Below are 23,756 nucleotides of genomic sequence, written 5' to 3' on the forward strand. Positions count from 1 at the left end.
GTCCGCCCCGCCCGGGACCCCTCCCCAGCCCGTCCGGCGTTTGAGGACCGGGGTCCGGGCAGCGCCCGGGGAACGGTGGAAGGGCGGGTAGGGGAACTCCGCCCCGCGCAGCGGCGCACCCGCAGCCCGGGCTGCGGGTAGGGGACTCCGCCCCGCGCAGCGGCACACCAGCAGCCCGGGCTGCGGGTGGGGGCGGGCCCCGCGCAGCGGCAAGGGGCGCAGCGGGGTACTTCCCGCGCAGCGGTGCACCCGCGGCACGTGCCGGGAGCCGCCCCGCGCAGCGGGGGTCAGGCCGGCTGGAGGGGGAGGGTGTAGCGGCGGGCGGTGCGGGGCGTGCCCGGGATGGGGTGGCGGGCCGCCAGGGTCATGTTCAGCCGCTCCGCCACCGCGATCGAGCGAACATTCGCATCGTCGATCATCGCCACCACATCCCGCACCCCAGCCCCCCGCACCCGCTCCAACGTCGCCAGCGCAGCGGCATACGCATAGCCCCGCCCCCAAGCGGCCCGCCCCAGCCGCCACCCGATCTCGATCTCCCCGACCGGCCCCCACCCCTTGGACTCCGGCCACGGCTGCGCCCCGGTGAAGCCGAGGACCTCCCCGTCCGCGTCGAGCAGGGTCCACAGGCAGAAGCCGAGGCGGGCGTCGTGCATCCGTTGCCGGGCGGTGATTTCCTCGTAGAAGGACAGCTCGGCGGGGCCGCCGAGGAACTCCATGACGTCGGGGTCGTGGAAGACCCGGTGCCAGGCGTGCGCGTCCTCGTCCGTGGGCACACGGAGCTGGACGGCGGGGAGCGGCCGGGTCGGCGAGGTGGTCACAGGGCAGCCCTTCGGATCGCGATCTCTCTCGCTGCATAGACTGCACAGGTCTTGTGCCAATGGGCACCCTTTATCGAGCCTTCGGGAGACCCGCCGTGACCGAGCCCCTCTCCGAGCACTCCGCGGACGTGATCGTCGTCGGGGCCGGGCCCGCCGGCTCGACCACTGCTTATTACCTGGCCAAGGCCGGACTCGACGTCCTGCTCCTGGAGAAGACCGCGTTCCCGCGCGAGAAGGTCTGCGGCGACGGCCTGACGCCGCGCGCCACGAAGCAGCTCGTGTCGATGGGCATCGACGTCTCGGAAGAGGCCGGCTGGCTGCGCAACAAGGGCCTGCGCATCATCGGCGGCGGCCAGCGGCTCCAGCTGGACTGGCCCGAGCTGGCCTCCTTCCCCGACTACGGACTCGTCCGCAAGCGCGACGACTTCGACGAGACGCTGGCCCGGCAGGCGCAGAAGGCCGGGGCCCGGCTGTACGAGCGCTGCAACGTGGGCGAGCCCGTACGCGATCCCCGTACCGGCCACATCACGGGCGTGACGGCGAAGCTGGGCGAGGAGAAGACCCCGGTCACGTTCCACGCCCCCCTCGTCGTCGCCGCCGACGGCAACTCCTCGCGCCTCTCGCTGGCGATGGGCCTGCACCGCCGCGAGGACCGCCCGATGGGCGTGGCCGTACGCACGTACTTCACCTCTCCCCGCCACGACGACGACTACCTGGAGTCCTGGCTGGAGCTGTGGGACCGGCGCGGTGCCGAGGACCGGCTGCTGCCCGGCTACGGCTGGATCTTCGGCATGGGCGACGGCACCTCCAACGTCGGCCTCGGCATCCTCAACTCCTCCTCCGCCTTCAAGGAGCTGGACTGGCGCGAGGTCCTCAAGGCGTGGTGCGCCTCGATGCCGGAGGACTGGGGCTACACCCCCGAGAACATGACGCAGCCCATCCGGGGCGCGGCCCTGCCGATGGCCTTCAACCGCCAGCCGCACTACACCAAGGGGCTGCTGCTCGTCGGTGACGCGGGCGGGCTCGTCAACCCGTTCAACGGCGAGGGCATCGCCTACGCGATGGAGTCGGGCCAGATCGCCGCCGACGTCATCGTGCAGGCCCACTCCCGGGCGACGCCCGCCCTGCGCGAACTGACCCTGCACAGCTACCCGAAGGTCCTGAAGGAGACCTACGGCGGCTACTACACCCTGGGCCGCGCCTTCGTGAAGCTCATCGGCAACCCGAAGATCATGAAGGTCGCCGCCCAGCGCGGCCTGAGCCACCCGGTGCTGATGAAGTTCACCCTGAAGATGCTGGCCAACCTGACCGACCCGACGGGCGGCGACGCGATGGACCGCGTCATCAACGGCCTTTCGAAGGTCGCCCCCAAGGCCTGACCCTGGCCTTGGCCACGGCCCTGATCCGCGGGGCCCCGTACGGACCGTCGTCCGGGGCCTTTCGCGCGGGGCCGGCGGTGCCGTGGACGTGGCGGACGCAGCGGGCCAGCAGGACCAGGCCGCAGAGCATCAGGGTGCCGGAGGCCGTCCACTCCAGGGTGAGCGCGAGCGGGGAGCCGGGCTTCTGCCAGGGGCGGGTGGTGGTCAGCAGCCAGCCGCCGAGGGACAGCATGCCGAGCCCGGCGGCGGCCGGGACGGCGTCGGGATCGGAACCGGGACCGAAACCGGGACCGGTAACGGGGGGTTCGTCGGACGGAATGGTCGTCACGGATCACCACTTCCTGGGGCGACTCGGGCGCGCTCGCCCCGGCCATCTTGGCAGGATCCGGCTCGTTCGGCACGGGGCGACCGCCAGCCGGGACGGCGGGCAAGTTGGTTTCCAGGCAAGAAGATTGGCTGACCAGCAGGCGAGAAGGGCCTTGTCCCCGGTAACCCCTGGCTGTTCAATTTCCGAGAGTGAACACGTCTTCCGCCACACCCTCCCGTCCGCTCCGCCGCCCCGCCCTCCCGGCCGCCGCCGTCCTGCTGGCACTGGTCCTGGCCGGCTGCTCGGACGCGGACGGAGGCAGTGCGCACGGAGAGCCGGAACTCGGTGAGGTGGCCGTCGCCCCGGCCACCGCCTCGATCGTGCTGCCCCTGGACGCGTACACGGACACCGACGCCGAGACCGTCCGCATGGGGCAGGTGCAGCAGCGGCTGCTCTCCCGGTGCATGGCCCGGTACGGGTTCCCGTACGAGGAGGTCAGGCCCTCCGATCCGGCCGGCGCCCAGGGCCCCGAGGGACGCCACCGGGCGCTCTTCGGCGCGGCCGACGCGCAGTTCGCGGCGGCCCACGGCTACGACGCGACCGCGGGCAGGGGGCGGCCGGTCAAGCCGGCGGCCGCGCCGCTGAGCGAGAGCGCCACCCTGGTCATGCACGGCGAACGGCCGGGCGGGCAGCAGGGCGCCGCGCAGCCCCCGGACGCGGCGAGCGAGGAAGAGGCCGCCACGGTGGACAGCGGCATCGACGTCGGGGGCCAGAAGGTACCGGCCGGCGGCTGCATCCGGGAGGCGTACCGCAAGCTGTACGCGCCGACGAAGGACAGCGTGGACCTGCTGTTCCCCTTCGGCCTGGCCTCGGAGGCGCACGAACGCTCCAAGGGGGACTCGCGGGTGACCGCGGTGCTGAAGAACTGGTCCGCGTGCATGGAGAAGTCGGGGTACACCGGCCTGAAGGACCCCTACGAGGTGGTCCAGAAGCTCGGCCTGGAGGCCGATCCGGGCGGCCCCAAGGCCGTCACCGCGGCCAAGGCCGACGTCGCCTGCAAGCGCGAGGTGAACCTCGTGGGCATCTGGGCGGCGGTGGAGACGGCCTACCAGAAGCGGCTGGTGGAGGAGCAGGCCGAGACCCTCGCGCTCTACAAGAAGCAGCGCGAGGCCCGGTACAAGCTGGCGGCGGGGATGGTCTGAGCCGCGCGGGTCCGTGCGACGTGCGACGTGCGCCGCTCACCGCGCGGCGCGTGCCGCGTGCCGCGCGCCCGGCGCTCCGGTCAGGAGGGCCGGGGCATGCAGGCCCGGTACGCGTCGCGGTGGTCCCGCTTGAGTTCCTGCCACTGCTCGGAGGTGCCGCCGTCCTTCTGCTGCACCTCGCCGGTGACCGGATCGGGGTCCGGGTACCAGGAGATGCCCTTGGACCGCATGCACTCCGAGGACTTGCGGGCGGCGGCGAGGTCCTGCGCGCTCGCCTGGACGGGGGAGGGGGCCGGGAGCAGCGGCAGGCAGGCCTGCTGCGCCGGGGGGTACTGCGGGCTGTCCTTCTCCACGAAGTGCGGGGCCCCGTCGTCCCCGTAGGAGACGGTCATTCCGTGCTGCTTCATGCACGTGTAGAACGGCACGTCCGCCACCGCGATCGAGGGGCTGGCGGTGGGCCCGGCCGTACGGCCGGAATTTCCCGCTCCGGAGTTCCCCGGGGATTCCCCGCCTCCGCATCCGGTCAGTACGAGGCACAAAAGGAGTGACGAGGATATTTCGCGTACACGCACGAGGCGTTTCCCTTGCGGTCGGCGGAGTGGAAGGGCGCGTTGGTGCGATGAGTCGATGCGATGAGTTGGTGCGACGAGCCGGTTTCACGCGTTGATGCCACGCGTGGGTGCCAGAGAGGGGCGGAAGGCCGCGGGAGAGCGTAATCGGGCGGCCGCAAAGCGGACAAGTCCGTTACTCGCCACGCTGGTTGTGGTCTGAAGAGCCGAGAAGCCCCTTGCCCCGCGGTGCCCTGGAAGGTTTAATCCCGGCCGGAATCAATTCCCTGAAGATGGAGAAATCACCCATGAGCAAGGCCCTTAACAAAATTGCCGCCGGCTGCGCGGCCGCGGTATCCGTCGGCGCCGTTCTCCTGGCTTCGGCCGCTCCGGCCGCCGCCAACACGGAGCGGAACGGCTATCTGGAAACCAGCGAGTTCGGGCTTTACTACAACTCGAACCAGGGCGGCTGTGTCTTCGACCTGATGTCCTCGGACTGGAACTTCTACAACAACCTCTTCGTCGGGCCGGAGAACTGCGAAGGCCGCAACCGGGTGACGAACGACGACACCGCGTCCTACCGGAACCGGGACACCTACACCTGGAAGGTCGCCACCGAGGTGAACCTCACCGGTCTGATCGGTTCCCTCCCGCCGGGCTACACGGGCAACGCCAGCGTGAACTTCAAGAACAAGATCACCTCGGCCACGTTCCTCGACTGAGGGCTCGCGGCGCGGCGCGGCTCCGCCTCCACGGCTCCCCGCACCGCCCGTACGGCGGCCCGCACCCCCTCCGAGGCTCCGGGACCTCCCGGAGCCTGCGGGCGCCCCCGGAGGACTCCCGGGACGCCGAAAGGCCGGTACTCCACCCCCGAGCGGGGGAGTACCGGCCTTTCGCGCGTCACCGGGAGCGGCCCGGGACTGCGGGGAGAGTGTGGCGATGCGTCAGAGGACGCGGACGGCGCCCGTCGGCTTGTCGTAGCTCAGGGAGCGCTCGACGATGCCGGTGCTGGGGTTCTGCGCGCCGACGAACTTGCCGCCGCCGACGTAGACGGCGACGTGGTACGCGCTGCCCTTGGAGCCCCAGTACAGGATGTCGCCCGGTTCGAGGGCGCTCAGGGAGACCGAGGTGCCGGCCGAGGACTGCGCCTGCGACATGCGCGGCAGGCTGATGCCCGCCTGGCGGTACGCGGCCTGGACGAGGCCCGAGCAGTCGAAGGAGGACGGGCCGGTGCCGCCCATGACGTACGCCTTGCCGACCTGCGCGCGGGCGAAGTTGACGATGGCGGCGGCGGAGCCGGTCGCGGGGGCCGTGACGGTGCCCTTGCCCTGCGAGGAGCCCGTGGAGGAGCCGCTCGACGAGGAGGACGAGGAGGAACCGGAGTTGCTCTGGAGCGAGGTGCGGGCGGTGCTGCGGCTGGCGCGCTCGGCCTCGGCCTTGCGGTCCGCCTCGGCCTTGGCCTTCGCCTTCGCCTCCGCGTCGGCCTTCTGCTGGGCGTCGGCCTTCAGCTTCTTCGCCTCGGCGGCGGCGCCCGTGCGGGCGGTCTCCTCCAGGGCGTTGAGCTCGCCGTCGACGGCGAGGGCGCGGGTGTTCTCCGCGGCCTTGGCCACGGACGAGGACACCTCGGCGCTCAGGTCCAGGTTGAGGACCGGCATTTCGAGAGTGGTCTCGTGCGCGGGCTCGGCGGAGGGGGTGGCGCTCGCCGTGCCGGCCATGGCCAGGGTGCTGAGGACGCCACCGGCAACTCCGGCGCGGACCGCGAGCTTCGAGGCGCTGCGGCGGGGCTTCCGGTGGCTGGGTATGTGAGCGGTGAGGGACATGGGTACAACCGCTATCAGGGCACGCCGGTTGCGTTCAAGAAACGTGGTCTGCGCCACAGTTGTGCGCGAAGCGGGCTAACCGGGCGCGTCGTACCTCTTATTGACGCCGTAACGGGCGAATCGGACAGCCGCTCGCAGGGCTGTGATCATGGGGTTTCCGCAATAAGTCCGAATTGATCCCGGGCCTACCATCCACCCGCACAGATGGCCAAGCCCCGTTTCGGCGCCCCGAATTCCGAGTGGCGCAGGTCACAGGAGTGTCACGCCATGCGGACGCTGTGCCCCTCCTGTGACCGAACCGTGAACGCACCGCCGGGTCGGGGCCGGGCCGGGGCCGGGCCGGGGCCGCGCCGCGGTCCGCCCCGGGGCGCCCTCGCGGGGGCCGCCGGCCGATCTCCCGCCACCCTCTCGCCGCCTCGCGAGCCACTCTCGTGCTGCCCTCGTGCTGCCCTCGTGCTGCCCTCGTGCTGCCCTCCGGGTCCCCTCTGCCCCGAGTTAGTGAACGCATGCACGCGTCCACTCCCGTCCTCACGAGGTCCCCCGACCGGGCGACGCCGATCCCTTTATCATCACGCGCCCGCCCTCGCCAATTTGCATGCAGAGGCCACGGTTTGATAGTGCGGCGGGCCTTCCACCTGCAACGACGGGTGCGGATGTCACCTTTGGTGATCATGTGGATGCTTCACGTATGAAGATCACCACTCATTGGGCTTCATGATCGTTCGTCAGGTGGTGGAGATCACAAACTCGTTGTTGTAACCCGTGTCGCAGATCACAGATGGGCGGGCATAAGATGCGCACCAGTCCGGCTTGTGAACTGCCTCACATGCGAGGCGGGGCGCGTGGCGCCGGCAGCGGTCCAACGGTCAAGGACGACTGGAAGGAGCGAGGAGCGTGAATGCGTACGCGCCCATCCTCGTGCTCGGCGCCCTCGGCGCAGGGTTTGCGATCTTCTCCGTGGTCATGGCCACGCTGATCGGTCCAAAACGGTACAACCGGGCAAAACTTGAAGCGTACGAGTGCGGCATCGAGCCCACTCCCATGCCCGCCGGCGGCGGCCGCTTCCCCATCAAGTACTACCTGACGGCGATGCTCTTCATCGTCTTCGACATCGAGGTTGTCTTCCTCTACCCCTGGGCGGTCACCTTCGACTCGCTGGGGATCTTCGGGCTCGTCGAGATGCTCCTCTTCGTGCTCACCGTCTTCGTCGCCTACGCCTACGTATGGCGCCGCGGCGGCCTGGAATGGGACTGAGGGGCTGAATTTTCCATGGGACTGGAAGAGAAGCTGCCGAGCGGCTTTCTGCTGACCACCGTCGAACAGGCCGCGGGGTGGGTGCGCAAGGCGTCCGTCTTCCCGGCCACCTTCGGCCTGGCCTGCTGCGCCATCGAGATGATGACCACCGGAGCGGGCCGGTACGACCTGGCCCGCTTCGGCATGGAGGTCTTCCGCGGATCCCCGCGCCAGGCCGACCTGATGATCGTGGCCGGCCGGGTCAGCCAGAAGATGGCGCCGGTGCTGCGGCAGGTGTACGACCAGATGCCCGCTCCCAAGTGGGTCATCTCCATGGGTGTTTGTGCGTCTTCGGGCGGAATGTTCAACAACTACGCGATCGTCCAGGGCGTCGACCACATCGTGCCCGTGGACATCTACCTGCCCGGCTGCCCGCCCCGCCCCGAGATGCTGCTCGACGCGATCCTCAAGCTCCACCAGAAGATCCAGGGCGGCAAGCTCGGCGTGAACCGGGAAGAGGCGGCCCGCGAGGCGGAGGAGGCGGCCCTCAAGGCGCTCCCCACCATTGAGATGAAGGGGCTCCTGCGGTGAGCGAGGACCCGGCCGTGCACAGCGGCCCCCATGCCGGCGACGGCGACAACGTGCCCGCGCCCCGCGGAGCGGCCGGTCCCGAGGTGATCGGCGTCCGCAAGGGCATGTTCGGCGCGAGCAGCGGCGGCGACACCAGCGGCTACGGCGGCCTCGTGCGCACCGTGGCCCTGCCCGGCGCGAGCGCCCGCCCGTACGGCTCGTACTTCGACGAGGTCGTCGACGAGCTCGAAGGAGCGCTGGAGGAGCAGGACCTCGTCCCGGAGAACGCGATCGAGAAGGTCGTCGTCGACCGGTCGGAGCTGACCCTCCACATCGCGCGCGAGCACCTGCACCTCGTCGCGAAGACGCTGCGCGACGACCCGGCCCTGCGCTTCGAGCTCTGCACCGGAGTGAGCGGGGTGCACTTCCCCGACGACAAGGGCCGCGAGCTGCACGCCGTCTACCACCTGCGCTCGCTCACCCACGGCCGGATCCTGCGGCTGGAGGTGACCGCCCCGGACGCCGACCCGCACGTGCCCTCGATCGTCTCGGTCTACCCGACCAACGACTGGCACGAGCGCGAGACGTACGACTTCTTCGGCCTGATCTTCGACGGGCACCCGGCCCTCACCCGGATCATGATGCCGGACGACTGGCAGGGCTTCCCGCAGCGCAAGGACTACCCGCTCGGCGGCATCGCCGTCGAGTACAAGGGCGCCCAGATCCCGGCTCCCGACCAGCGGAGGTCGTACAGCTGATGAGCACCTCTAACCACGCCTCCGCCGACCACGCCTCGGCGCGCGAAACGACCGAGGGCACCGTCTACACCGTCACCGGCGGTGACTGGGACGAGATCGTCCAGTCGGCGGCCCGCGCGGACGACGAGCGGATCGTCGTCAACATGGGCCCGCAGCACCCGTCCACCCACGGAGTGCTGCGCCTGATCCTGGAGATCGACGGCGAGACGGTCACCGAGGCCCGCTGCGGCATCGGCTACCTCCACACCGGCATCGAGAAGAACCTCGAATACCGGAACTGGACGCAGGGCACCACCTTCGTCACGCGCATGGACTACCTGACGCCGTTCTTCAACGAGACGGCGTACTGCCTGGGCGTCGAGAAGCTGCTCGGCATCACCGATCAGATCCCGGACCGCGCCTCCGTCATCCGCGTCCTGCTGATGGAGCTCAACCGGCTCTCCTCCCACCTGGTGTGCATCGCCACCGGCGGCATGGAGCTGGGCGCGACCACGATCATGATCTACGGGTTCCGCGACCGCGAGCTGATCCTCGACGTGTTCGAGCTGATCACCGGACTGCGCATGAACCACGCGTTCATCCGCCCCGGCGGTCTCGCCCAGGACCTGCCCCCGGGCGCCGTGGACCAGCTCCGCGAGTTCGTGAAGACCATGAAGAAGAACCTGCCGGAGTACGACAGCCTCGCCACCGGCAACCCCATCTTCAAGGCCCGCATGCAGGACGTCGGCTACCTCGACCTCACCGGCTGCATGGCGCTCGGCGCCACCGGCCCGGTCCTGCGCTCGGCCGGCCTCCCGCACGACCTGCGCAAGACGGACCCGTACTGCGGCTACGAGAACTACGAGTTCGACGTGCCGACCACCGAGTCCTGCGACTCCTACGGGCGGTTCCTGATCCGCCTGGAGGAGATGCGCCAGTCCCTGCGGATCGTCGAGCAGTGCCTGGACCGGCTGGAGCCGGGCCCGGTCATGGTCGCCGACAAGAAGATCGCCTGGCCGGCGCAGCTCGCCATGGGCCCCGACGGCCTCGGCAACTCGCTCGACCACATCAAGCAGATCATGGGCACCTCGATGGAGTCCCTCATCCACCACTTCAAGCTGGTGACCGAGGGCTTCCGGGTACCGGCCGGACAGGCCTACGCCGCCGTGGAGTCGCCCAAGGGCGAACTCGGCGTGCACGTCGTCTCCGACGGCGGCACCCGCCCCTACCGGGTCCACTTCCGCGACCCGTCCTTCACCAACCTGCAGGCCATGGCCGCGATGTGCGAGGGCGGCCAGGTCGCCGACGTCATCGTGGCCGTCGCCTCCATCGACCCCGTGATGGGAGGCGTCGACCGATGACGGCCAATCAGCCCGTACCAGGGGTGAGCCTGGGCATGCCCCAGCTTCCGGCACCCGACTTCGCGGCGGACGTGCGCGCCCGGCTCGAAGCGGACGCGAAGGAGGTCATCGCCCGCTACCCCGACAGCCGCTCCGCGCTGCTCCCGCTGCTGCACCTGACGCAGTCCGAGGAGGGCTACGTCTCGCGCACCGGCATCCGGTTCTGCGCCGAGGTGCTGGGCCTGACCACCGCCGAGGTCACGGCGGTGGCGACCTTCTACACGATGTACCGCCGCAAGCCCTCCGGGGACTACCAGGTCGGCGTCTGTACGAACACCCTGTGCGCGGTCATGGGCGGCGACGCCATCTTCGACGAGCTCAAGGAACACCTCGGGGTCGGCAACAACGAGACCACCCCCGACGGCAAGGTCACCCTCGAACACATCGAGTGCAACGCGGCCTGCGACTACGCCCCCGTGGTGATGGTCAACTGGGAGTTCTTCGACAACCAGACCCCCGAGTCCGCCAAGGCCATGGTCGACGACCTGCTGGCCGGCCGCCCCGTGGAGCCGACCCGGGGCGCGCCGCTGTGCACGTACAAGGAGACCGCCCGGATCCTGGCGGGCTTCCCCGACGAGCGCGAGGGCGCGGTCGAGGCGAGCGGCGGCGCCGGCCCCGCGTCCCTGATCGGCCTGCGCATCGCGCGCGGCGAAGCCCCGCACGCCCCGGTCGTGCACCCGCGCGGCGAGGCCACCATCGAGGGAGGGGAGTGATGAGCGTGTCCACCGAACTGAGCAAGAACGGCACGAGTCCGGAGAAGCTCCTCGCGCCCGTCCTGTCGGCGTTCTGGGACGAGCCGCAGTCGTGGACGCTGGAGACCTACCGGCGCCACGAGGGGTACGAGGGCCTGCGCAAGGCGCTCGCCATGACCCCCGACGACCTCATCGCCTACGTGAAGGACTCGGGCCTGCGCGGACGCGGCGGGGCCGGCTTCCCCACCGGCATGAAGTGGCAGTTCATCCCGCAGGGCGACGGCAAGCCGCACTACCTCGTGGTCAACGCGGACGAGTCGGAGCCGGGCACCTGCAAGGACATCCCGCTCCTCTTCGCCAACCCGCACTCCCTCATCGAGGGAATGATCATCGCCTGCTACGCGATCCGCTCGGAGCACGCCTTCATCTACCTGCGCGGCGAGACCGTGCCGGTGCTGCGCCGCCTGCACGAGGCGGTCCGCGAGGCGTACGAGGCCGGCTACCTCGGGGAGAACATCCTCGGGAGCGGGCTGAAGCTGGACATCACCGTGCACGCGGGCGCGGGCGCCTACATCTGCGGCGAGGAAACCGCCCTCCTGGACTCCCTCGAAGGCCGCCGCGGCCAGCCCCGGCTGCGTCCGCCCTTCCCCGCGGTCGAGGGGCTCTACGCCTGCCCCACTGTCGTGAACAACGTGGAGTCCATCGCCTCGGTTCCCGCGATCCTGAACAGGGGCAAGGACTGGTTCAAGTCGATGGGGACCGAGAAGTCCCCCGGCTTCACCCTGTACTCGCTCTCCGGGCACGTCGTCGGCCCCGGCCAGTACGAGGCCCCGCTCGGGATCACCCTGCGCCAGCTCCTCGACATGAGCGGCGGCATGCGCCCCGGGCACCGGCTGAAGTTCTGGACCCCGGGCGGCTCCTCCACCCCGATGTTCACCGACGAGCACCTCGACGTCCCCCTCGACTACGAGGGCGTCGGCGCGGCCGGCTCCATGCTCGGCACCAAGGCCCTGCAGTGCTTCGACGAGACGACCTGCGTGGTGCGGGCGGTGACCCGCTGGACCGAGTTCTACGCCCACGAGTCCTGCGGCAAGTGCACGCCCTGCCGCGAAGGCACGTACTGGCTGGTCCAGTTGCTCCGCGACATCGAGGCGGGCAAGGGCGTCATGTCGGACCTGGACAAGCTGAACGACATCGCCGACAACATCAACGGCAAGTCGTTCTGCGCGCTCGGCGACGGCGCCGCCAGCCCCATCTTCTCCTCGCTCAAGTACTTCCGCGCGGAGTACGAGCAGCACATCACGGGCAAGGGCTGCCCCTTCGACCCCAAGAAGTCGACCCTCTGGGCCGACACGGAGGTGACCGCATGACCGTGACCACTACGGCAGCCTCCGGCGGCGGAGAGGCCGCGGTCCCGGAGGACCACATCTCCCTGACCATCGACGGCATCGAGCTGTCGGTGCCCAAGGGAACCCTGGTCATCCGGGCCGCCGAACAGCTCGGCATCGAGATCCCCCGGTTCTGCGACCACCCCCTCCTCTCGCCGGCCGGCGCCTGCCGCCAGTGCATCGTCGAGGTCGAGGGCCAGCGCAAGCCGATGGCCTCCTGCACCATCACCTGCACCGACGGCATGGTCGTCAAGACCCAGCTGACCTCCCCGGTCGCCGACAAGGCCCAGCGCGGGGTGATGGAGCTGCTGCTCATCAACCACCCGCTGGACTGCCCGGTCTGCGACAAGGGCGGCGAATGCCCGCTGCAGAACCAGGCGATGTCCCACGGCAACGCCGAATCGCGTTTCGAGGGCAGGAAGCGGACCTACGAGAAGCCGGTCCCGATCTCCACGCAGGTGCTGCTGGACCGCGAGCGGTGCGTGCTGTGCGCGCGCTGCACCCGCTTCTCCAACGAGATCGCCGGCGACCCGATGATCGAGCTGCTGGAACGCGGCGCGCTCCAGCAGGTCGGCACCGGAGAGGGAGACCCCTTCGAGTCGTACTTCTCCGGCAACACCATCCAGATCTGCCCGGTCGGCGCCCTCACCTCGGCCGCCTACCGGTTCCGCTCCCGCCCCTTCGACCTCGTCTCCTCCCCGAGCGTGTGCGAGCACTGCGCGGGCGGCTGCGCGACCCGCACCGACCACCGCCGCGGCAAGGTGCTGCGCCGGATGGCCGCGGAGGACCCCGAGGTCAACGAGGAGTGGATCTGCGACAAGGGCCGCTTCGGGTTCCGCTACGCGCAGCGCCCCGACCGGCTCACCACCCCGCTGGTCCGCGGCAGCGACGGGGTCCTGGCCCCGGCCAGCTGGCCCGAGGCCCTGGAGGCCGCCGCGGCCGGGCTCGCCGCCGCGCGCGGCCGGGCCGGCGTGCTGACCGGCGGACGCCTCACCGTCGAGGACGCCTACGCGTACGCCAAGTTCGCCCGGGTCGTGCTCGACACCAACGACATCGACTTCCGGGCCCGCGTGCACAGCGCCGAGGAGGCCGAGTTCCTGGCCGCCACCGTCGCCGGCACCGGCAAGGACCTCGACGGCAGCGGGGTCACCAACACCTCGCTGGAGGCGGCCCCGGCCGTGCTCCTCGTCGGCATCGAGGCCGAGGAGGAGGCCCCCGGGGTCTTCCTGCGGCTGCGCAAGGCCCACCGCAAGCACAAGCAGCGGACCTTCGCCCTCGCCCCGTTCGCCACGCGCGGCCTGGAGAAGGCGGGCGGCACCTGGCTCGCCGCCGCCCCCGGCACCGAGCCCGAGTGGCTGAACGCCCTGGCCTCGCAGGCCGGGCTGGAGGACGGCGGCCAGGCCGCCGCCGACGCACTGCGCCTGCCCGGCGCCGTCATCGTGGTCGGGGAGCGCCTCGCGGGCGTGCCCGGCGCGCTGACCGCGGCCGTCCGGGCCGCCGCAGCGAGCGGCGCCACCCTGGTGTGGATCCCGCGCCGGGCCGGAGAGCGGGCCGCCGTCGAGGCGGGCGCGCTGCCGTCCCTGCTGCCCGGTGCCCGCCCGGCCACCGATCCGCGTGCCCGCGACGAGGTCGCGGCCGCCTGGGGCCTGGACGAGCTGCCGCACCGCTACGGCCGCGACACCGGCCAGATCGTCGAGGCCGCGGCGACCCGGGAACTCTCGGCCCTGCTGGTCGCGGGCGTCGAGCTCGCCGACCTCCCGGACCCGGCCCGCGCGAAGCTCGCGCTCCAGGAGGCGTTCGTGGTCTCCCTGGAACTGCGGCCCGGCGAGATCACCGACCTCGCGGACGTGGTCTTCCCGGTCGCGGCCGTCGCCGAGAAGCCCGGCGCGTTCATCAACTGGGAGGGCAGGGTCCGGCCGTTCGAGGCCGCGCTCAAGCCCGAGCAGATGACCCGCCGGCTCGCCCCCGCCGACTCCCGCGTGCTGCACATGCTGGCCGACGCCGCCGACCGGCCGATCGCGCTGCCCGACGTGCACGCCGTACGCCGGGAGCTCGACGGGCTCGGCCCGTGGGCCGGGGAGCGGGCCGAGGGACGGCCCGGGGACCGGGCGCTGCTGCCCCGCCCCGGCGCGGGCGAGGCGGTCCTCGCGGGCCACCGGCTCCTCCTGGACCAGGGTCTGCTCCAGGACGGGGACGAGGCCCTGGCCGGCACCCGGCACGAGGCGAGCGCCCGCCTGTCGGCCGCCACGGCCGCCGAGACCGGCGTCAAGCACGGCGACGTCCTCGCGGTGACCGGCCCCGCCGGCTCCGTGGAACTGCCGCTGCGCGTCACCGAGATGCCCGACCGGGTGGTCTGGCTCCCGATGAACTCCACCGGCTCCGGAGTCCTCGCCGACACCGGAGCCCGCCCGGGGGAGCTGGTCCGCATCGGCCCGGCCACCCCCGCCGACACCAGCGACTCCCCTGCGGAGGTGGGCGCGTGAACACCGTTCAGATCGCCGCCGAAGACCTCTCCCTGTTCGGCAGGGACGTCTGGTGGCTCGTCGTCGTCAAGGCGGTGTTCTGCTTCGCCTTCCTGATGGTGACCGTGCTCTTCTCCATCGTGTGGGAGCGCAAGGTCGTCGCCTGGATGCAGCTGCGCATCGGCCCCAACCGGCACGGCCCCTGGGGCATGCTCCAGTCGCTCGCCGACGGCGTGAAGCTGATGCTGAAGGAAGACCTGATCGTCAAGCGGGCCGACAAGGTCGTCTACGTCCTGGCCCCGATCATCGCGGCGATCCCGGCCTTCATGGCCATCGCGGTGATCCCCTTCGGCCCCTCGGGCAACGAGGTCTCCATCTTCGGCCAGCGCACCACGATGCAGCTGACCGACCTGCCGATCGCGATGCTCTACATCCTCGCGGTGGCCTCGGTCGGCATCTACGGCATCGTGCTGGCCGGCTGGTCCTCCGGCTCCACGTACCCGCTCCTCGGCGGCCTGCGCTCCTGCGCGCAGATGATCTCCTACGAGATCGCGATGGGCGCGGCCTTCGCCTCGGTCTTCCTCTACTCCGGGTCGATGTCGACCTCGGCGATCGTCGAGGCCCAGGCGGACCGCTGGTACATCATCCTGCTGCCGGTCTCCTTCATCATCTACGTCATCACGATGGTCGGCGAGACGAACCGCGCCCCCTTCGACATGCCGGAGTCCGAGGGCGACCTGGTCGGCGGCTTCAACACCGAGTACTCCTCGATCAAGTTCGCGCTGTTCATGCTCGCCGAGTACGTCAACATGGTCACCGTCTCCGCGGTCTCCGTCACCCTGTTCCTGGGCGGCTGGCGGGCCCCGGCGCCGATCTCCACGTACTGGGAGGGCGCGAACCACGGCTGGTGGCCGATGCTCTGGTTCGTCATCAAGGTCCAGCTGCTCCTCTTCTTCTTCATCTGGCTGCGCGGCACGCTCCCGCGCGTGCGCTACGACCAGCTGATGAAGCTCGGCTGGAAGGTGCTCATCCCGGTCTCCGTGGTGTGGCTGATGCTGGTCGCCACCGTCCGGGCACTGCGCAACGAGAACTACGACTTCCAGGAGATCGTGCTCTACGTCGGCGGCGGGGTCATCGCGCTCCTGCTGCTGTCCTTCGTCGCGGACCTGTTCCGCGACAAGAAGGAGAAGACGGCCCTCGCGGACGCCGAACAGGCCGCGGCCGCCGAACCCTTCGACCCCCTGGCGGGCGGATTCCCCGTACCGCCCAAGCCCGGCCAGCACCTGGCACCCGTACCGCGCAGGCGGCCCCGCAGTGAGCGGGAGCTCATTGTCAGTGGCGCGGCGAATACTGACAGTGACCGAGAGGGGGGTGCTGAGAATGTCTGACAACTCTGATGCCGAGCAGGGCGAGAAGTGGCAGAACCCGGTGGCCGGCTTCGGCGTGACCTTCAAGGCCATGTTCAAGAAGCGCCTCACCGAGCAGTACCCGGAGCAGGAAAAGACCACCGCACCCCGCTTCCACGGGCGGCACCAGCTCAACCGCCACCCGGACGGTCTGGAGAAGTGCATCGGGTGCGAGCTGTGTGCCTGGGCCTGTCCCGCCGACGCGATCTACGTCGAGGGCGCGGACAACACCGAGGAGGAGCGCTACTCCCCGGGTGAGCGGTACGGCCGGGTCTACCAGATCAACTACGCCCGCTGCATCCTGTGCGGGCTGTGCGTCGAGGCGTGCCCGACCAGGGCGCTGACCATGACGAACGAGTTCGAACTGGCCGACTCCAGCCGCGAAGCGCTCATCTACACCAAGGAGCAGCTCCTCTCGGGGCTCACCGAGGGCATGGTCGAGGCACCGCACTCGATCTTCCCGGGCGCCGACGACACCGACTACTACCGCGGGCTGGTGACCGGGGCGGCTCCCGGCACGGTCCGCCAGGTCGCCGTCTCCAAGGGCGAGACCGCGGACAACAGCTCCGAGGGGGTGGGCGCATGAGCGCCCTCGCCGCGGCCGCCACCCTCACCTCCACCGGTGAGGCGGCCCAGTTCTGGGTCCTCGGCACGGTCGCCGTCATCGGCGCGCTGGCCACGATCCTCATGAAGAAGGCCGTGCACAGCGCGCTGAGCCTGGCCGGGACGATGATCATCCTGGCGGTCTTCTACCTCGCCAACGGGGCGTACTTCCTCGGCATCGTCCAGGTCGTCGTCTACACCGGCGCGATCATGATGCTCTTCCTCTTCGTCGTCATGCTCGTCGGCGTCACCGCCGCGGACTCGCTGACCGAGACCATCAAGGGACAGCGCTGGCTGGCCGCCCTGTGCGGACTCGGCTTCGGCATCCTGCTGATCGCCGGCCTCTCCAACGCCCGGCTGGGCCACTTCAACGGGCTGGGCCGGATCAACTCCGGCGGGCACGTCGAGGGCCTGGCCACGCTGATCTTCACCAAGTACGTGTTCGCCTTCGAGATCACCGGCGCCCTGCTGATCACCGCGGCCGTCGGCGCGATGGTGCTCACCCACCGCGAGCGCACCGAGCGGGCCGCCACCCAGCGCGAGCTCGCCGAGCGCCGCGTACGCGAGGGCGTCCAGCTCCCGCCGCTGCCCGCACCCGGCGTCTACGCCCGGCACAACGCCGTGGACGTCGCGGGCCTGCTGCCGGACGGCACCCCCTCCGAGCTCACCGTCAACCAGACGCTGCGCGCCCGCGGCCAGATCAGGGACGTCTCCGGCAAGGCCCTGGACGACCTGAAGGCCCTGGAGCAGCGGTCGTCCGAGCGGCTCGGCCGCGACGCCCGTGAGGAGGCCTCGAAGTGAACCCGGTCAACTACCTGTACCTGTCCGCGCTGCTGTTCACCATCGGGGCGGCCGGAGTCCTGATCCGGAAGAACGCGATCGTGCTGTTCATGTGCGTCGAGCTCATGCTCAACGCCTGCAACCTCGCCTTCGTCACCTTCTCCCGGATGCACGGCAACCTCGACGGCCAGATCATCGCGTTCTTCACGATGGTCGTCGCCGCCGCCGAGGTCGTGGTGGGCCTCGCGATCATCGTGTCGCTGTTCCGTACCCGCCACTCGGCCTCGGTCGACGACGCCAGCCTGATGAAGCTGTAAGGGGCGTTCACAGTGGAGAACCTGATTGTGCTGCTGATCGCGGCGCCCCTGCTCGGAGCGGCGGTGCTGCTCTGCGGCGGCCGCCGCCTCGACAAGGTGGGGCACTGGCTCGGCACCCTGCTCGCCGCCGCCTCCTTCGGGACCGGCGTCGTCCTCTTCGCCGACATGCTCGGCCGCGGAGCCGAGGACCGCACCCTGCACCAGCGGCTGTTCACCTGGATCCCCGTCGAGGGGTTCCAGGCCGACATGGCCTTCCAGCTGGACCAGTTGTCGATGACGTTCGTCCTGCTGATCTCCGGCGTGGGCACGCTCATCCACATCTACTCCATCGGCTACATGGAGCACGACGAGCGGCGCCGCCGCTTCTTCGGCTACCTCAACCTGTTCGTCGCGGCCATGCTCCTGCTGGTCCTCGCCGACAACTACCTGCTGCTGTACTTCGGCTGGGAGGGCGTGGGCCTCGCCTCGTACCTCCTGATCGGCTTCTGGCAGCACAAGCCCAGCGCGGCCACCGCGGCCAAGAAGGCCTTCCTGGTCAACCGCGTCGGCGACATCGGCCTCTCGATCGCCATCATGCTGATGTTCACCACGTTCGGGACCTTCGCCTTCGGCCCGGTCCTCGGCGCGGCGGACGACGCCTCCGAGGGCAAGCTGACGGCGATCGGCCTGATGCTGCTGCTGGCCGCCTGCGGCAAGTCGGCGCAGGTGCCGCTCCAGTCCTGGCTCGGGGACGCGATGGAGGGCCCGACCCCGGTCTCGGCCCTCATCCACGCGGCGACCATGGTCACCGCCGGCGTCTACCTGATCGTCCGCTCGGGCGCGATCTTCAACGGGGCGCCCGACGCCCAGCTGGTGGTCACCATCGTCGGAGCCGTGACGCTCCTGTTCGGTGCGATCGTCGGTTGCGCGAAGGACGACATCAAGAAGGCCCTCGCCGGCTCGACGATGTCGCAGATCGGCTACATGATCCTGGCGGCCGGCCTCGGCCCCATCGGATACGTGTTCGCGATCATGCACCTGGTCACGCACGGATTCTTCAAGGCGGGCCTCTTCCTCGGCGCCGGTTCCGTGATGCACGGGATGAACGACGAGGTCGACATGCGCAAGTACGGGGCCCTGCGGACGTACATGCCGGTCACCTTCGTCACCTTCGGCCTCGGCTACCTCGCCATCATCGGCTTCCCGGGCCTGTCGGGCTTCTTCTCCAAGGACAAGATCATCGAGGCGGCCTTCGCGAAGGGCGGCACCGAGGGCTGGATCCTCGGCGGGGTGGCCCTGCTGGGCGCGGCGATCACCGCCTTCTACATGACCCGCGTCATGCTCCTCACCTTCTTCGGCGAGAAGCGCTGGCAGCCGGACGCCGAAGGCCACGCCCCGCACCCGCACGAGTCCCCGAAGACCATGACCATCCCGATGATCGTGCTGGCCTTCGGCTCGGTCTTCGCGGGCGGCTTCTTCGGGATCGGCGACCGCTTCCTGAAGTGGCTGGAGCCCGTCACCGGACACCAGCACGGACACCCGCCGGTCAGCGCCGCGACGGTCACCGGGGCCACCATGGTGGTCCTCGTCATCGGCGTCGCCATCGCCTGGTCGATGTACGGCAGGAAGCCCGTCCCGGTCGTCGCCCCGCGCGGCTCGCTCCTCACCCGGGCGGCCCGTCGGGACCTCTACCAGGACGACTTCAACCACGTGGTCCTGGTCCGCGGCGGGGAGCACCTGACCCGCTCCCTCGTCTACGTCGACCACAGCCTGGTCGACGGCGTGGTCAACGGCACGGCCGCCGGAGTCGGCGGGCTGTCGGGCCGGCTGCGCAAGCTGCAGAACGGCTACGCCCGCAGCTACGCGGTCTCGATGTTCGGGGGCACGGCGATCCTCATCGCCGCGACCCTGCTGATGAGGGCGGTGTGAGATGAGTTTCCCGCTTCTGACGGTGACGGCCGCGGTCCCCGCGGTCGGCGCGATCCTGACGGCGGCCGTCCCGGCCGCCCGCCGGACCGCCGCCAAATGGCTCGCCCTGCTCTTCTCGCTGGCGACCCTCGCCCTGGCCGTGCTCGTCGCGGTCCGCTTCGAGCCCGGTGGCGACCGCTACCAGCTCACCGAATCCCGGGCCTGGATCGCCGACTTCGGCGTCCGCTACGAACTGGGCGTCGACGGCATCGGGGTGGTGCTCATCGCCCTCACCGCGCTGCTGATCCCCTTCGTGATCGCGGCCGGCTGGCACGACGCCGACCCGCTGGAGACCTCGTCCTCCCGCTGGCGGCCGACCCAGGGCTTCTTCGCCCTGATCCTGCTGGTCGAGGCGATGGTGATCATCTCCTTCGAGGCCACCGACGTCTTCCTCTTCTACATCTTCTTCGAAGCCATGCTCATCCCGATGTACTTCCTCATCGGCGGCTTCGGAGACCGGGCGCACTCCGGGTCCGACGAGAACGCGGCCGCGCAGCGCTCGTACGCGGCGGTCAAGTTCCTCCTCTACAACCTGGTCGGCGGCCTGATCATGCTGGCCGCGGTCATCGGGCTCTACGTGGTCGCCGGGAACTTCTCGCTCCAGGAGATCGCCGAGGCCCGCGCCGCGGGAACCCTCGACATGTCCACCAACACCGAGCGGCTGCTGTTCCTCGGCTTCTTCTTCGCCTTCGCGGTGAAGGCCCCGCTGTGGCCGCTGCACACCTGGCTGCCGAACGCGATGGGCGAGGCCACGGCCCCGGTCGCCGTCCTGATCACCGCCGTCGTCGACAAGGTCGGCACCTTCGCGATGCTGCGCTTCTGCCTCGGGCTCTTCCCCGACGCCAGCAAGTGGGCCACACCGGTGATCCTGGTCCTGGCCCTGATCAGCATCGTCTACGGCGCCCTGGTCGCGGTCGGCCAGCGGGACATCAAGCGGCTGGTGGCGTACGCCTCCATCTCGCACTTCGGCTTCATCATCCTGGGCATCTTCGCGATGACCTCCCAGGGCCAGTCCGGCGCGACGCTCTACATGGTCAACCACGGGATCTCGACGGCGGCGCTCATGCTGGTCGCCGGCTTCCTGATCTCGCGGCGCGGATCGCGGCTCATCGCCGACTACGGCGGCGTGCAGAAGGTGGCCCCGGTCCTGGCCGGCACCTTCCTCATCGGCGGCCTGGCCACCCTCTCGCTCCCCGGCCTCGCGCCGTTCGTCAGCGAGTTCCTGGTCCTGGTCGGCACCTTCGCCCGGTACCCGGTCGTCGGCATCATCGCCACCGTCGGCATCGTGCTGGCGGCGCTCTACACGCTGGTCCTCTACCAGCGCACCATGACCGGCCCCGTCAAGGAGGAGGTCCGCACCATGCCGGACCTGCGCCTGCGGGAGGTCCTGGTGGTCGCCCCGCTGATCGCGCTGCTGATCGGTCTGGGCGTCTACCCGAAGGTCCTGACCGACATCGTCAACCCGGCGGTGGAGCACACCATGTCTGACGTGAAGCAGACGGACCCGAAGCCCGAGGTGGCTGTCGAGGCCAAGAATGGGGAGGCGGCCAAGTGAGCACCCTGACTGCTGCCCAGAACCTGCTGCCGAACCTGGCGGCCGCGGCGCCGATCGACAAGATCCCGGCCCCGCACATCGAGTACGCCCAGCTGTCGCCCACGCTCATCGTGCTGGGCGCGGCGATCATCGGAGTCCTCGTCGAGGCCTTCGTACCGCGCAAGGGCCGTTACTACACGCAGGTGTTCCTCGCCGTCGCCGCGCTGGCCTCGGCCTTCGCGGCGGTCGTCGGCCTCGCCGCCGGCGGGTACGGCGGCTCCAAGGCGCACATCGCGGCCATGGGCGCCGTGGCCGTCGACGGCCCGGCCCTCTTCCTCCAGGGCACGATCATCCTGGCCTCGGTCGTGGCCGTCTTCACCTTCGCCGAGCGGCGTCTGGACCCGGCCGCCCACGGCAACCGGGTCGACTCCTTCGCCGCGCAGGCGGCGTCCGTACCGGGCAGCGAGAGCGAGAAGGAAGCCGTCAAGGCGGGCTTCACCACCACCGAGGTCTTCCCGCTGGCCCTGTTCGCGATCGCCGGGATGCTGATCTTCCCCGCGGCCAACGACCTGCTGACGCTGTTCGTGGCCCTGGAGGTCTTCTCCCTCCCGCTGTACCTGCTCTGCGCCGTCGCCCGCCGCCAGCGGCTGATGTCGCAGGAGGCGGCCGTCAAGTACTTCCTGCTCGGCGCCTTCTCCTCCGCCTTCCTCCTCTTCGGCATCGCGCTCGTCTACGGCTACGCGGGCTCGGTCTCGTACGCGTCGATCGCCGAGGTCATCGACGGCACGGTCACGAACATCGACCCGGCGCTCGCCGACACCATGGGCAACGACGCGCTGCTGCTGATCGGCGGCGCGCTGATCCTGACGGGCCTGCTCTTCAAGGTCGGCGCGGTCCCCTTCCACATGTGGACCCCGGACGTCTACCAGGGCGCCCCCACCCCGGTCACCGGCTTCATGGCGGCGGCGACGAAGGTGGCCGCCTTCGGCGCCCTCCTGCGTCTCCTCTACGTCGTCCTCCCCGGACTGCGCTGGGACTGGCGGCCGGTGATGTGGGGCGTCGCGATCGTCACGATGCTGGCGGGCGCGGTCATCGCGGTCACCCAGACCGACGTCAAGCGGCTCCTGGCCTACTCCTCGATCGCGCACGCCGGCTTCATCCTGGCCGGTGTGATCGCCACCTCGGAGGCGGGCATCAAGTCCGTCCTCTTCTACCTGGCGGCCTACTCCTTCGTGACGATCGGCGCCTTCGCGGTGGTCACGCTGGTGCGCGACGCGGGCGGCGAGGCCACGCACCTGTCCAAGTGGGCCGGGCTGGGCCGTCGTTCGCCGCTCACGGCGGCGGTCTTCGCGGTCTTCCTGCTCGCCTTCGCGGGCATCCCGCTGACCTCCGGCTTCTCCGGCAAGTTCGCCGTGTTCCAGGCGGCGGCGGAGGGCGGCGCGGGTGCGCTGGTCGTGGTCGGTGTCATCTCGTCCGCGATCGCCGCGTTCTTCTACATCCGGGTGATCGTCCTGATGTTCTTCAGCGAGCCGAAGGCGGACGGCCCCACGGTCGCCGTCCCGTCCCCGCTGACGATGACGACGATCGCGGTCGGCGTCGCGGTCACGGTGGTACTGGGCGTGGCCCCGCAGTACTTCCTGGACCTGGCGGGCAGCGCGAGCACGTTCGTGCGCTGACCGTACGGAGTACGGCCGAGGGCCCGGCTTCCCTTCACGGGGGCCGGGCCCTCTGCCGTGCCGTGCAGGGGCGTGCCCTGCCGTGCTCAGTGGGGTCAGTGGGGGTGGGTCATGGGGGCGGTGTTCTTGGGGCAGGTCAGGGCCGGGTTCCAGTTGTGGAAGCGGCCCGCCGGGTTGTCCCTGTATGCCCACAGGTGGAGGTCGTAGTGCTTGGGCATCCCCGTCCAGTGGCCGGGCATGGGGCCGTCGAAGGGCAGCCCGAACATGGTCGGGCGGTCATCGGTGGTCTTGAAGTCCTGGTCCCGGTCGCGGGACATCCACTCCACCGCCTCCAGCTTGCGGCGGCCGTGCTCGTCCTTCGCGGTGCTGTAGAGCAGCGCGGCCGGCTTGCTGGGGTCCGTCGAACCCCAGTAGGCCTCCTTGACGTAGTGGTAGCCCATGGCCCCCACCCCGAACGGGTTGGTCATGCACGCCTCCCCGTGCGGCACGTACCCGTCCTTCAGGGCCTGCTGCTCGTCCGCGTACTTGGCCGACACCCGGATCGCCGTCGCCATGTCCCGCATGGCCTGCGCGTTCCTCGGGTCGGGCGCGGGCCCGTCGACACCATGGGCGGGGGCGACGGCGGCCAGGCCTACGGATATGGCGGCGGCACAGGTCAGGAAAACCTTGCGGGGGCGGAGGGACATAGGTGCTCCTGCCGTTCGGGGGTCGGGGCCGGGTCGGAGTCGGGGCTTGCATCCACGATCCGGGCGCCGCGCCCGGGCCGCACGCGGCGGGGGCCGAACGGGGGGACGGCGCCCGCTCCCCTTTCAGCCGTCCGGCGTTTGAGGACCGGGGTCCGGGGCGGAGCCCCAGGGGGTCCGGGCGCAGCCCGGCACCCCTGCCTTCAGCCCGTCCGGCGTTTGAGGACCGGGTCCGGGCAGCGCCCGGGGAACGG

The 23,756-nt window shown here is 70.4% G+C and carries 22 protein-coding genes; 17 read left to right on the top strand and 5 right to left on the bottom strand.

The annotated features are described in order from the left end of the window. Positions 1-287 precede the first annotated feature (287 nt). On the bottom strand, positions 288-818 hold the full coding sequence (locus tag ACWCP2_RS32150) for a GNAT family N-acetyltransferase (protein ID WP_450912087.1): 531 nt from the start codon (positions 816-818) through the stop codon (positions 288-290). Between the two features lie 95 nt (positions 819-913). Between ACWCP2_RS32150 and ACWCP2_RS32155 the strand changes: the two genes are divergently transcribed. Then, positions 914-2,197, top strand: coding sequence for a geranylgeranyl reductase family protein (locus ACWCP2_RS32155; RefSeq protein ID WP_450912088.1), 1,284 nt, complete (start codon positions 914-916; stop codon positions 2,195-2,197). Here the strand turns inward: ACWCP2_RS32155 and ACWCP2_RS32160 are convergent. Further along, positions 2,163-2,525: a hypothetical protein gene (locus ACWCP2_RS32160; protein WP_450912089.1), complete on the bottom strand. Its 363-nt coding sequence runs from the start codon at positions 2,523-2,525 to the stop codon at positions 2,163-2,165. The two genes, ACWCP2_RS32155 and ACWCP2_RS32160, sit on opposite strands and share 35 nt — an antisense overlap. 188 nt (positions 2,526-2,713) lie before the next feature. On the opposite strand from ACWCP2_RS32160, the gene ACWCP2_RS32165 reads away from it, so the two are divergent. Then, positions 2,714-3,706 (top strand): hypothetical protein, encoded by a 993-nt coding sequence (locus ACWCP2_RS32165; protein ID WP_450912090.1) that lies wholly within the window; start codon positions 2,714-2,716, stop codon positions 3,704-3,706. Between the two features lie 80 nt (positions 3,707-3,786). On the opposite strand, the gene ACWCP2_RS32170 is transcribed toward ACWCP2_RS32165, so the two are convergent. Next, complete coding sequence (locus tag ACWCP2_RS32170; protein ID WP_450912091.1) at positions 3,787-4,113, bottom strand: hypothetical protein; 327 nt, start codon at positions 4,111-4,113, stop codon at positions 3,787-3,789. A 449-nt stretch (positions 4,114-4,562) separates the two neighbouring features. On the opposite strand from ACWCP2_RS32170, the gene ACWCP2_RS32175 reads away from it, so the two are divergent. Next, complete coding sequence (locus tag ACWCP2_RS32175) at positions 4,563-4,976, top strand: hypothetical protein (protein WP_450912092.1); 414 nt, start codon at positions 4,563-4,565, stop codon at positions 4,974-4,976. A gap of 222 nt (positions 4,977-5,198) precedes the next feature. On the opposite strand, the gene ACWCP2_RS32180 is transcribed toward ACWCP2_RS32175, so the two are convergent. Continuing rightward, complete coding sequence (locus ACWCP2_RS32180; RefSeq protein ID WP_450912093.1) at positions 5,199-6,074, bottom strand: C40 family peptidase; 876 nt, start codon at positions 6,072-6,074, stop codon at positions 5,199-5,201. A gap of 894 nt (positions 6,075-6,968) precedes the next feature. Between ACWCP2_RS32180 and ACWCP2_RS32185 the strand changes: the two genes are divergently transcribed. From ACWCP2_RS32185 to nuoN, 14 genes are read left to right on the top strand one after another with little or no spacing between them, the layout of a single operon-like run. Then, positions 6,969-7,328 (top strand): NADH-quinone oxidoreductase subunit A, encoded by a 360-nt coding sequence (locus tag ACWCP2_RS32185; protein WP_030010013.1) that lies wholly within the window; start codon positions 6,969-6,971, stop codon positions 7,326-7,328. A gap of 15 nt (positions 7,329-7,343) precedes the next feature. After that, positions 7,344-7,898, top strand: a complete 555-nt coding sequence (locus tag ACWCP2_RS32190) for a NuoB/complex I 20 kDa subunit family protein (protein WP_243339941.1) — start codon at positions 7,344-7,346, stop codon at positions 7,896-7,898. Then, complete coding sequence (locus tag ACWCP2_RS32195) at positions 7,895-8,635, top strand: NADH-quinone oxidoreductase subunit C (RefSeq protein ID WP_450912094.1); 741 nt, start codon at positions 7,895-7,897, stop codon at positions 8,633-8,635. The genes ACWCP2_RS32190 and ACWCP2_RS32195 overlap by 4 nt, the downstream gene beginning before the upstream one ends. Next, positions 8,635-9,975 (top strand): NADH-quinone oxidoreductase subunit D, encoded by a 1,341-nt coding sequence (locus ACWCP2_RS32200; RefSeq protein WP_450912095.1) that lies wholly within the window; start codon positions 8,635-8,637, stop codon positions 9,973-9,975. Before ACWCP2_RS32195 ends, ACWCP2_RS32200 begins: the two co-directional genes overlap by 1 nt. After that, positions 9,972-10,727 carry an NADH-quinone oxidoreductase subunit NuoE gene (gene nuoE, locus ACWCP2_RS32205; protein WP_450912096.1) on the top strand — a complete coding sequence of 252 codons (756 nt, stop codon included), beginning with the start codon at positions 9,972-9,974 and terminating at the stop codon, positions 10,725-10,727. The genes ACWCP2_RS32200 and nuoE overlap by 4 nt, the downstream gene beginning before the upstream one ends. Next, complete coding sequence (gene nuoF, locus ACWCP2_RS32210; protein WP_450912097.1) at positions 10,727-12,076, top strand: NADH-quinone oxidoreductase subunit NuoF; 1,350 nt, start codon at positions 10,727-10,729, stop codon at positions 12,074-12,076. The genes nuoE and nuoF overlap by 1 nt, the downstream gene beginning before the upstream one ends. Further along, a complete protein-coding gene (locus ACWCP2_RS32215; RefSeq protein ID WP_450912098.1) occupies positions 12,073-14,577 on the top strand; it encodes an NADH-quinone oxidoreductase subunit G in 2,505 nt (834 codons plus the stop codon). Before nuoF ends, ACWCP2_RS32215 begins: the two co-directional genes overlap by 4 nt. Then, complete coding sequence (gene nuoH / locus ACWCP2_RS32220) at positions 14,574-15,944, top strand: NADH-quinone oxidoreductase subunit NuoH (RefSeq protein WP_450912099.1); 1,371 nt, start codon at positions 14,574-14,576, stop codon at positions 15,942-15,944. The genes ACWCP2_RS32215 and nuoH overlap by 4 nt, the downstream gene beginning before the upstream one ends. Further along, a complete protein-coding gene (gene nuoI / locus ACWCP2_RS32225; RefSeq protein WP_450912100.1) occupies positions 15,937-16,548 on the top strand; it encodes an NADH-quinone oxidoreductase subunit NuoI in 612 nt (203 codons plus the stop codon). The genes nuoH and nuoI overlap by 8 nt, the downstream gene beginning before the upstream one ends. Then, complete coding sequence (locus ACWCP2_RS32230; protein WP_450912101.1) at positions 16,545-17,366, top strand: NADH-quinone oxidoreductase subunit J; 822 nt, start codon at positions 16,545-16,547, stop codon at positions 17,364-17,366. The genes nuoI and ACWCP2_RS32230 overlap by 4 nt, the downstream gene beginning before the upstream one ends. Beyond that, a complete protein-coding gene (nuoK, locus tag ACWCP2_RS32235) occupies positions 17,363-17,662 on the top strand; it encodes an NADH-quinone oxidoreductase subunit NuoK (protein ID WP_112449176.1) in 300 nt (99 codons plus the stop codon). The genes ACWCP2_RS32230 and nuoK overlap by 4 nt, the downstream gene beginning before the upstream one ends. A gap of 12 nt (positions 17,663-17,674) precedes the next feature. After that, positions 17,675-19,570, top strand: coding sequence for an NADH-quinone oxidoreductase subunit L (gene nuoL / locus ACWCP2_RS32240; protein WP_450912102.1), 1,896 nt, complete (start codon positions 17,675-17,677; stop codon positions 19,568-19,570). A 1-nt stretch (position 19,571) separates the two neighbouring features. Continuing rightward, positions 19,572-21,164, top strand: coding sequence for an NADH-quinone oxidoreductase subunit M (locus tag ACWCP2_RS32245; RefSeq protein WP_450912103.1), 1,593 nt, complete (start codon positions 19,572-19,574; stop codon positions 21,162-21,164). Positions 21,165-21,199: 35 nt separating this feature from the next. Further along, positions 21,200-22,819, top strand: coding sequence for an NADH-quinone oxidoreductase subunit NuoN (gene nuoN, locus ACWCP2_RS32250; RefSeq protein ID WP_450912123.1), 1,620 nt, complete (start codon positions 21,200-21,202; stop codon positions 22,817-22,819). Positions 22,820-22,914: 95 nt separating this feature from the next. Here the strand turns inward: nuoN and ACWCP2_RS32255 are convergent, their stop codons facing one another. After that, complete coding sequence (locus ACWCP2_RS32255; protein WP_450912104.1) at positions 22,915-23,505, bottom strand: hypothetical protein; 591 nt, start codon at positions 23,503-23,505, stop codon at positions 22,915-22,917. Positions 23,506-23,756 lie beyond the last annotated feature (251 nt).

This window comes from Streptomyces sp. NPDC002104 (genome assembly GCF_053593795.1).

Coding starts and splice junctions, on each gene's coding strand:
- ACWCP2_RS32175 (WP_450912092.1), top strand. CDS start 4,563: ATGAGCAAGGCCCTTAACAAAATTGCCGCCGGCTGCGCGGCCGCGGTA.
- ACWCP2_RS32255 (WP_450912104.1), bottom strand. CDS start 23,505: ATGTCCCTCCGCCCCCGCAAGGTTTTCCTGACCTGTGCCGCCGCCATA.
- ACWCP2_RS32170 (WP_450912091.1), bottom strand. CDS start 4,113: ATGAAGCAGCACGGAATGACCGTCTCCTACGGGGACGACGGGGCCCCG.
- nuoE (WP_450912096.1), top strand. CDS start 9,972: ATGACGGCCAATCAGCCCGTACCAGGGGTGAGCCTGGGCATGCCCCAG.
- ACWCP2_RS32200 (WP_450912095.1), top strand. CDS start 8,635: ATGAGCACCTCTAACCACGCCTCCGCCGACCACGCCTCGGCGCGCGAA.
- ACWCP2_RS32180 (WP_450912093.1), bottom strand. CDS start 6,074: ATGTCCCTCACCGCTCACATACCCAGCCACCGGAAGCCCCGCCGCAGC.
- nuoF (WP_450912097.1), top strand. CDS start 10,727: ATGAGCGTGTCCACCGAACTGAGCAAGAACGGCACGAGTCCGGAGAAG.
- ACWCP2_RS32190 (WP_243339941.1), top strand. CDS start 7,344: ATGGGACTGGAAGAGAAGCTGCCGAGCGGCTTTCTGCTGACCACCGTC.
- ACWCP2_RS32215 (WP_450912098.1), top strand. CDS start 12,073: ATGACCGTGACCACTACGGCAGCCTCCGGCGGCGGAGAGGCCGCGGTC.
- nuoI (WP_450912100.1), top strand. CDS start 15,937: ATGTCTGACAACTCTGATGCCGAGCAGGGCGAGAAGTGGCAGAACCCG.
- ACWCP2_RS32230 (WP_450912101.1), top strand. CDS start 16,545: ATGAGCGCCCTCGCCGCGGCCGCCACCCTCACCTCCACCGGTGAGGCG.
- ACWCP2_RS32245 (WP_450912103.1), top strand. CDS start 19,572: ATGAGTTTCCCGCTTCTGACGGTGACGGCCGCGGTCCCCGCGGTCGGC.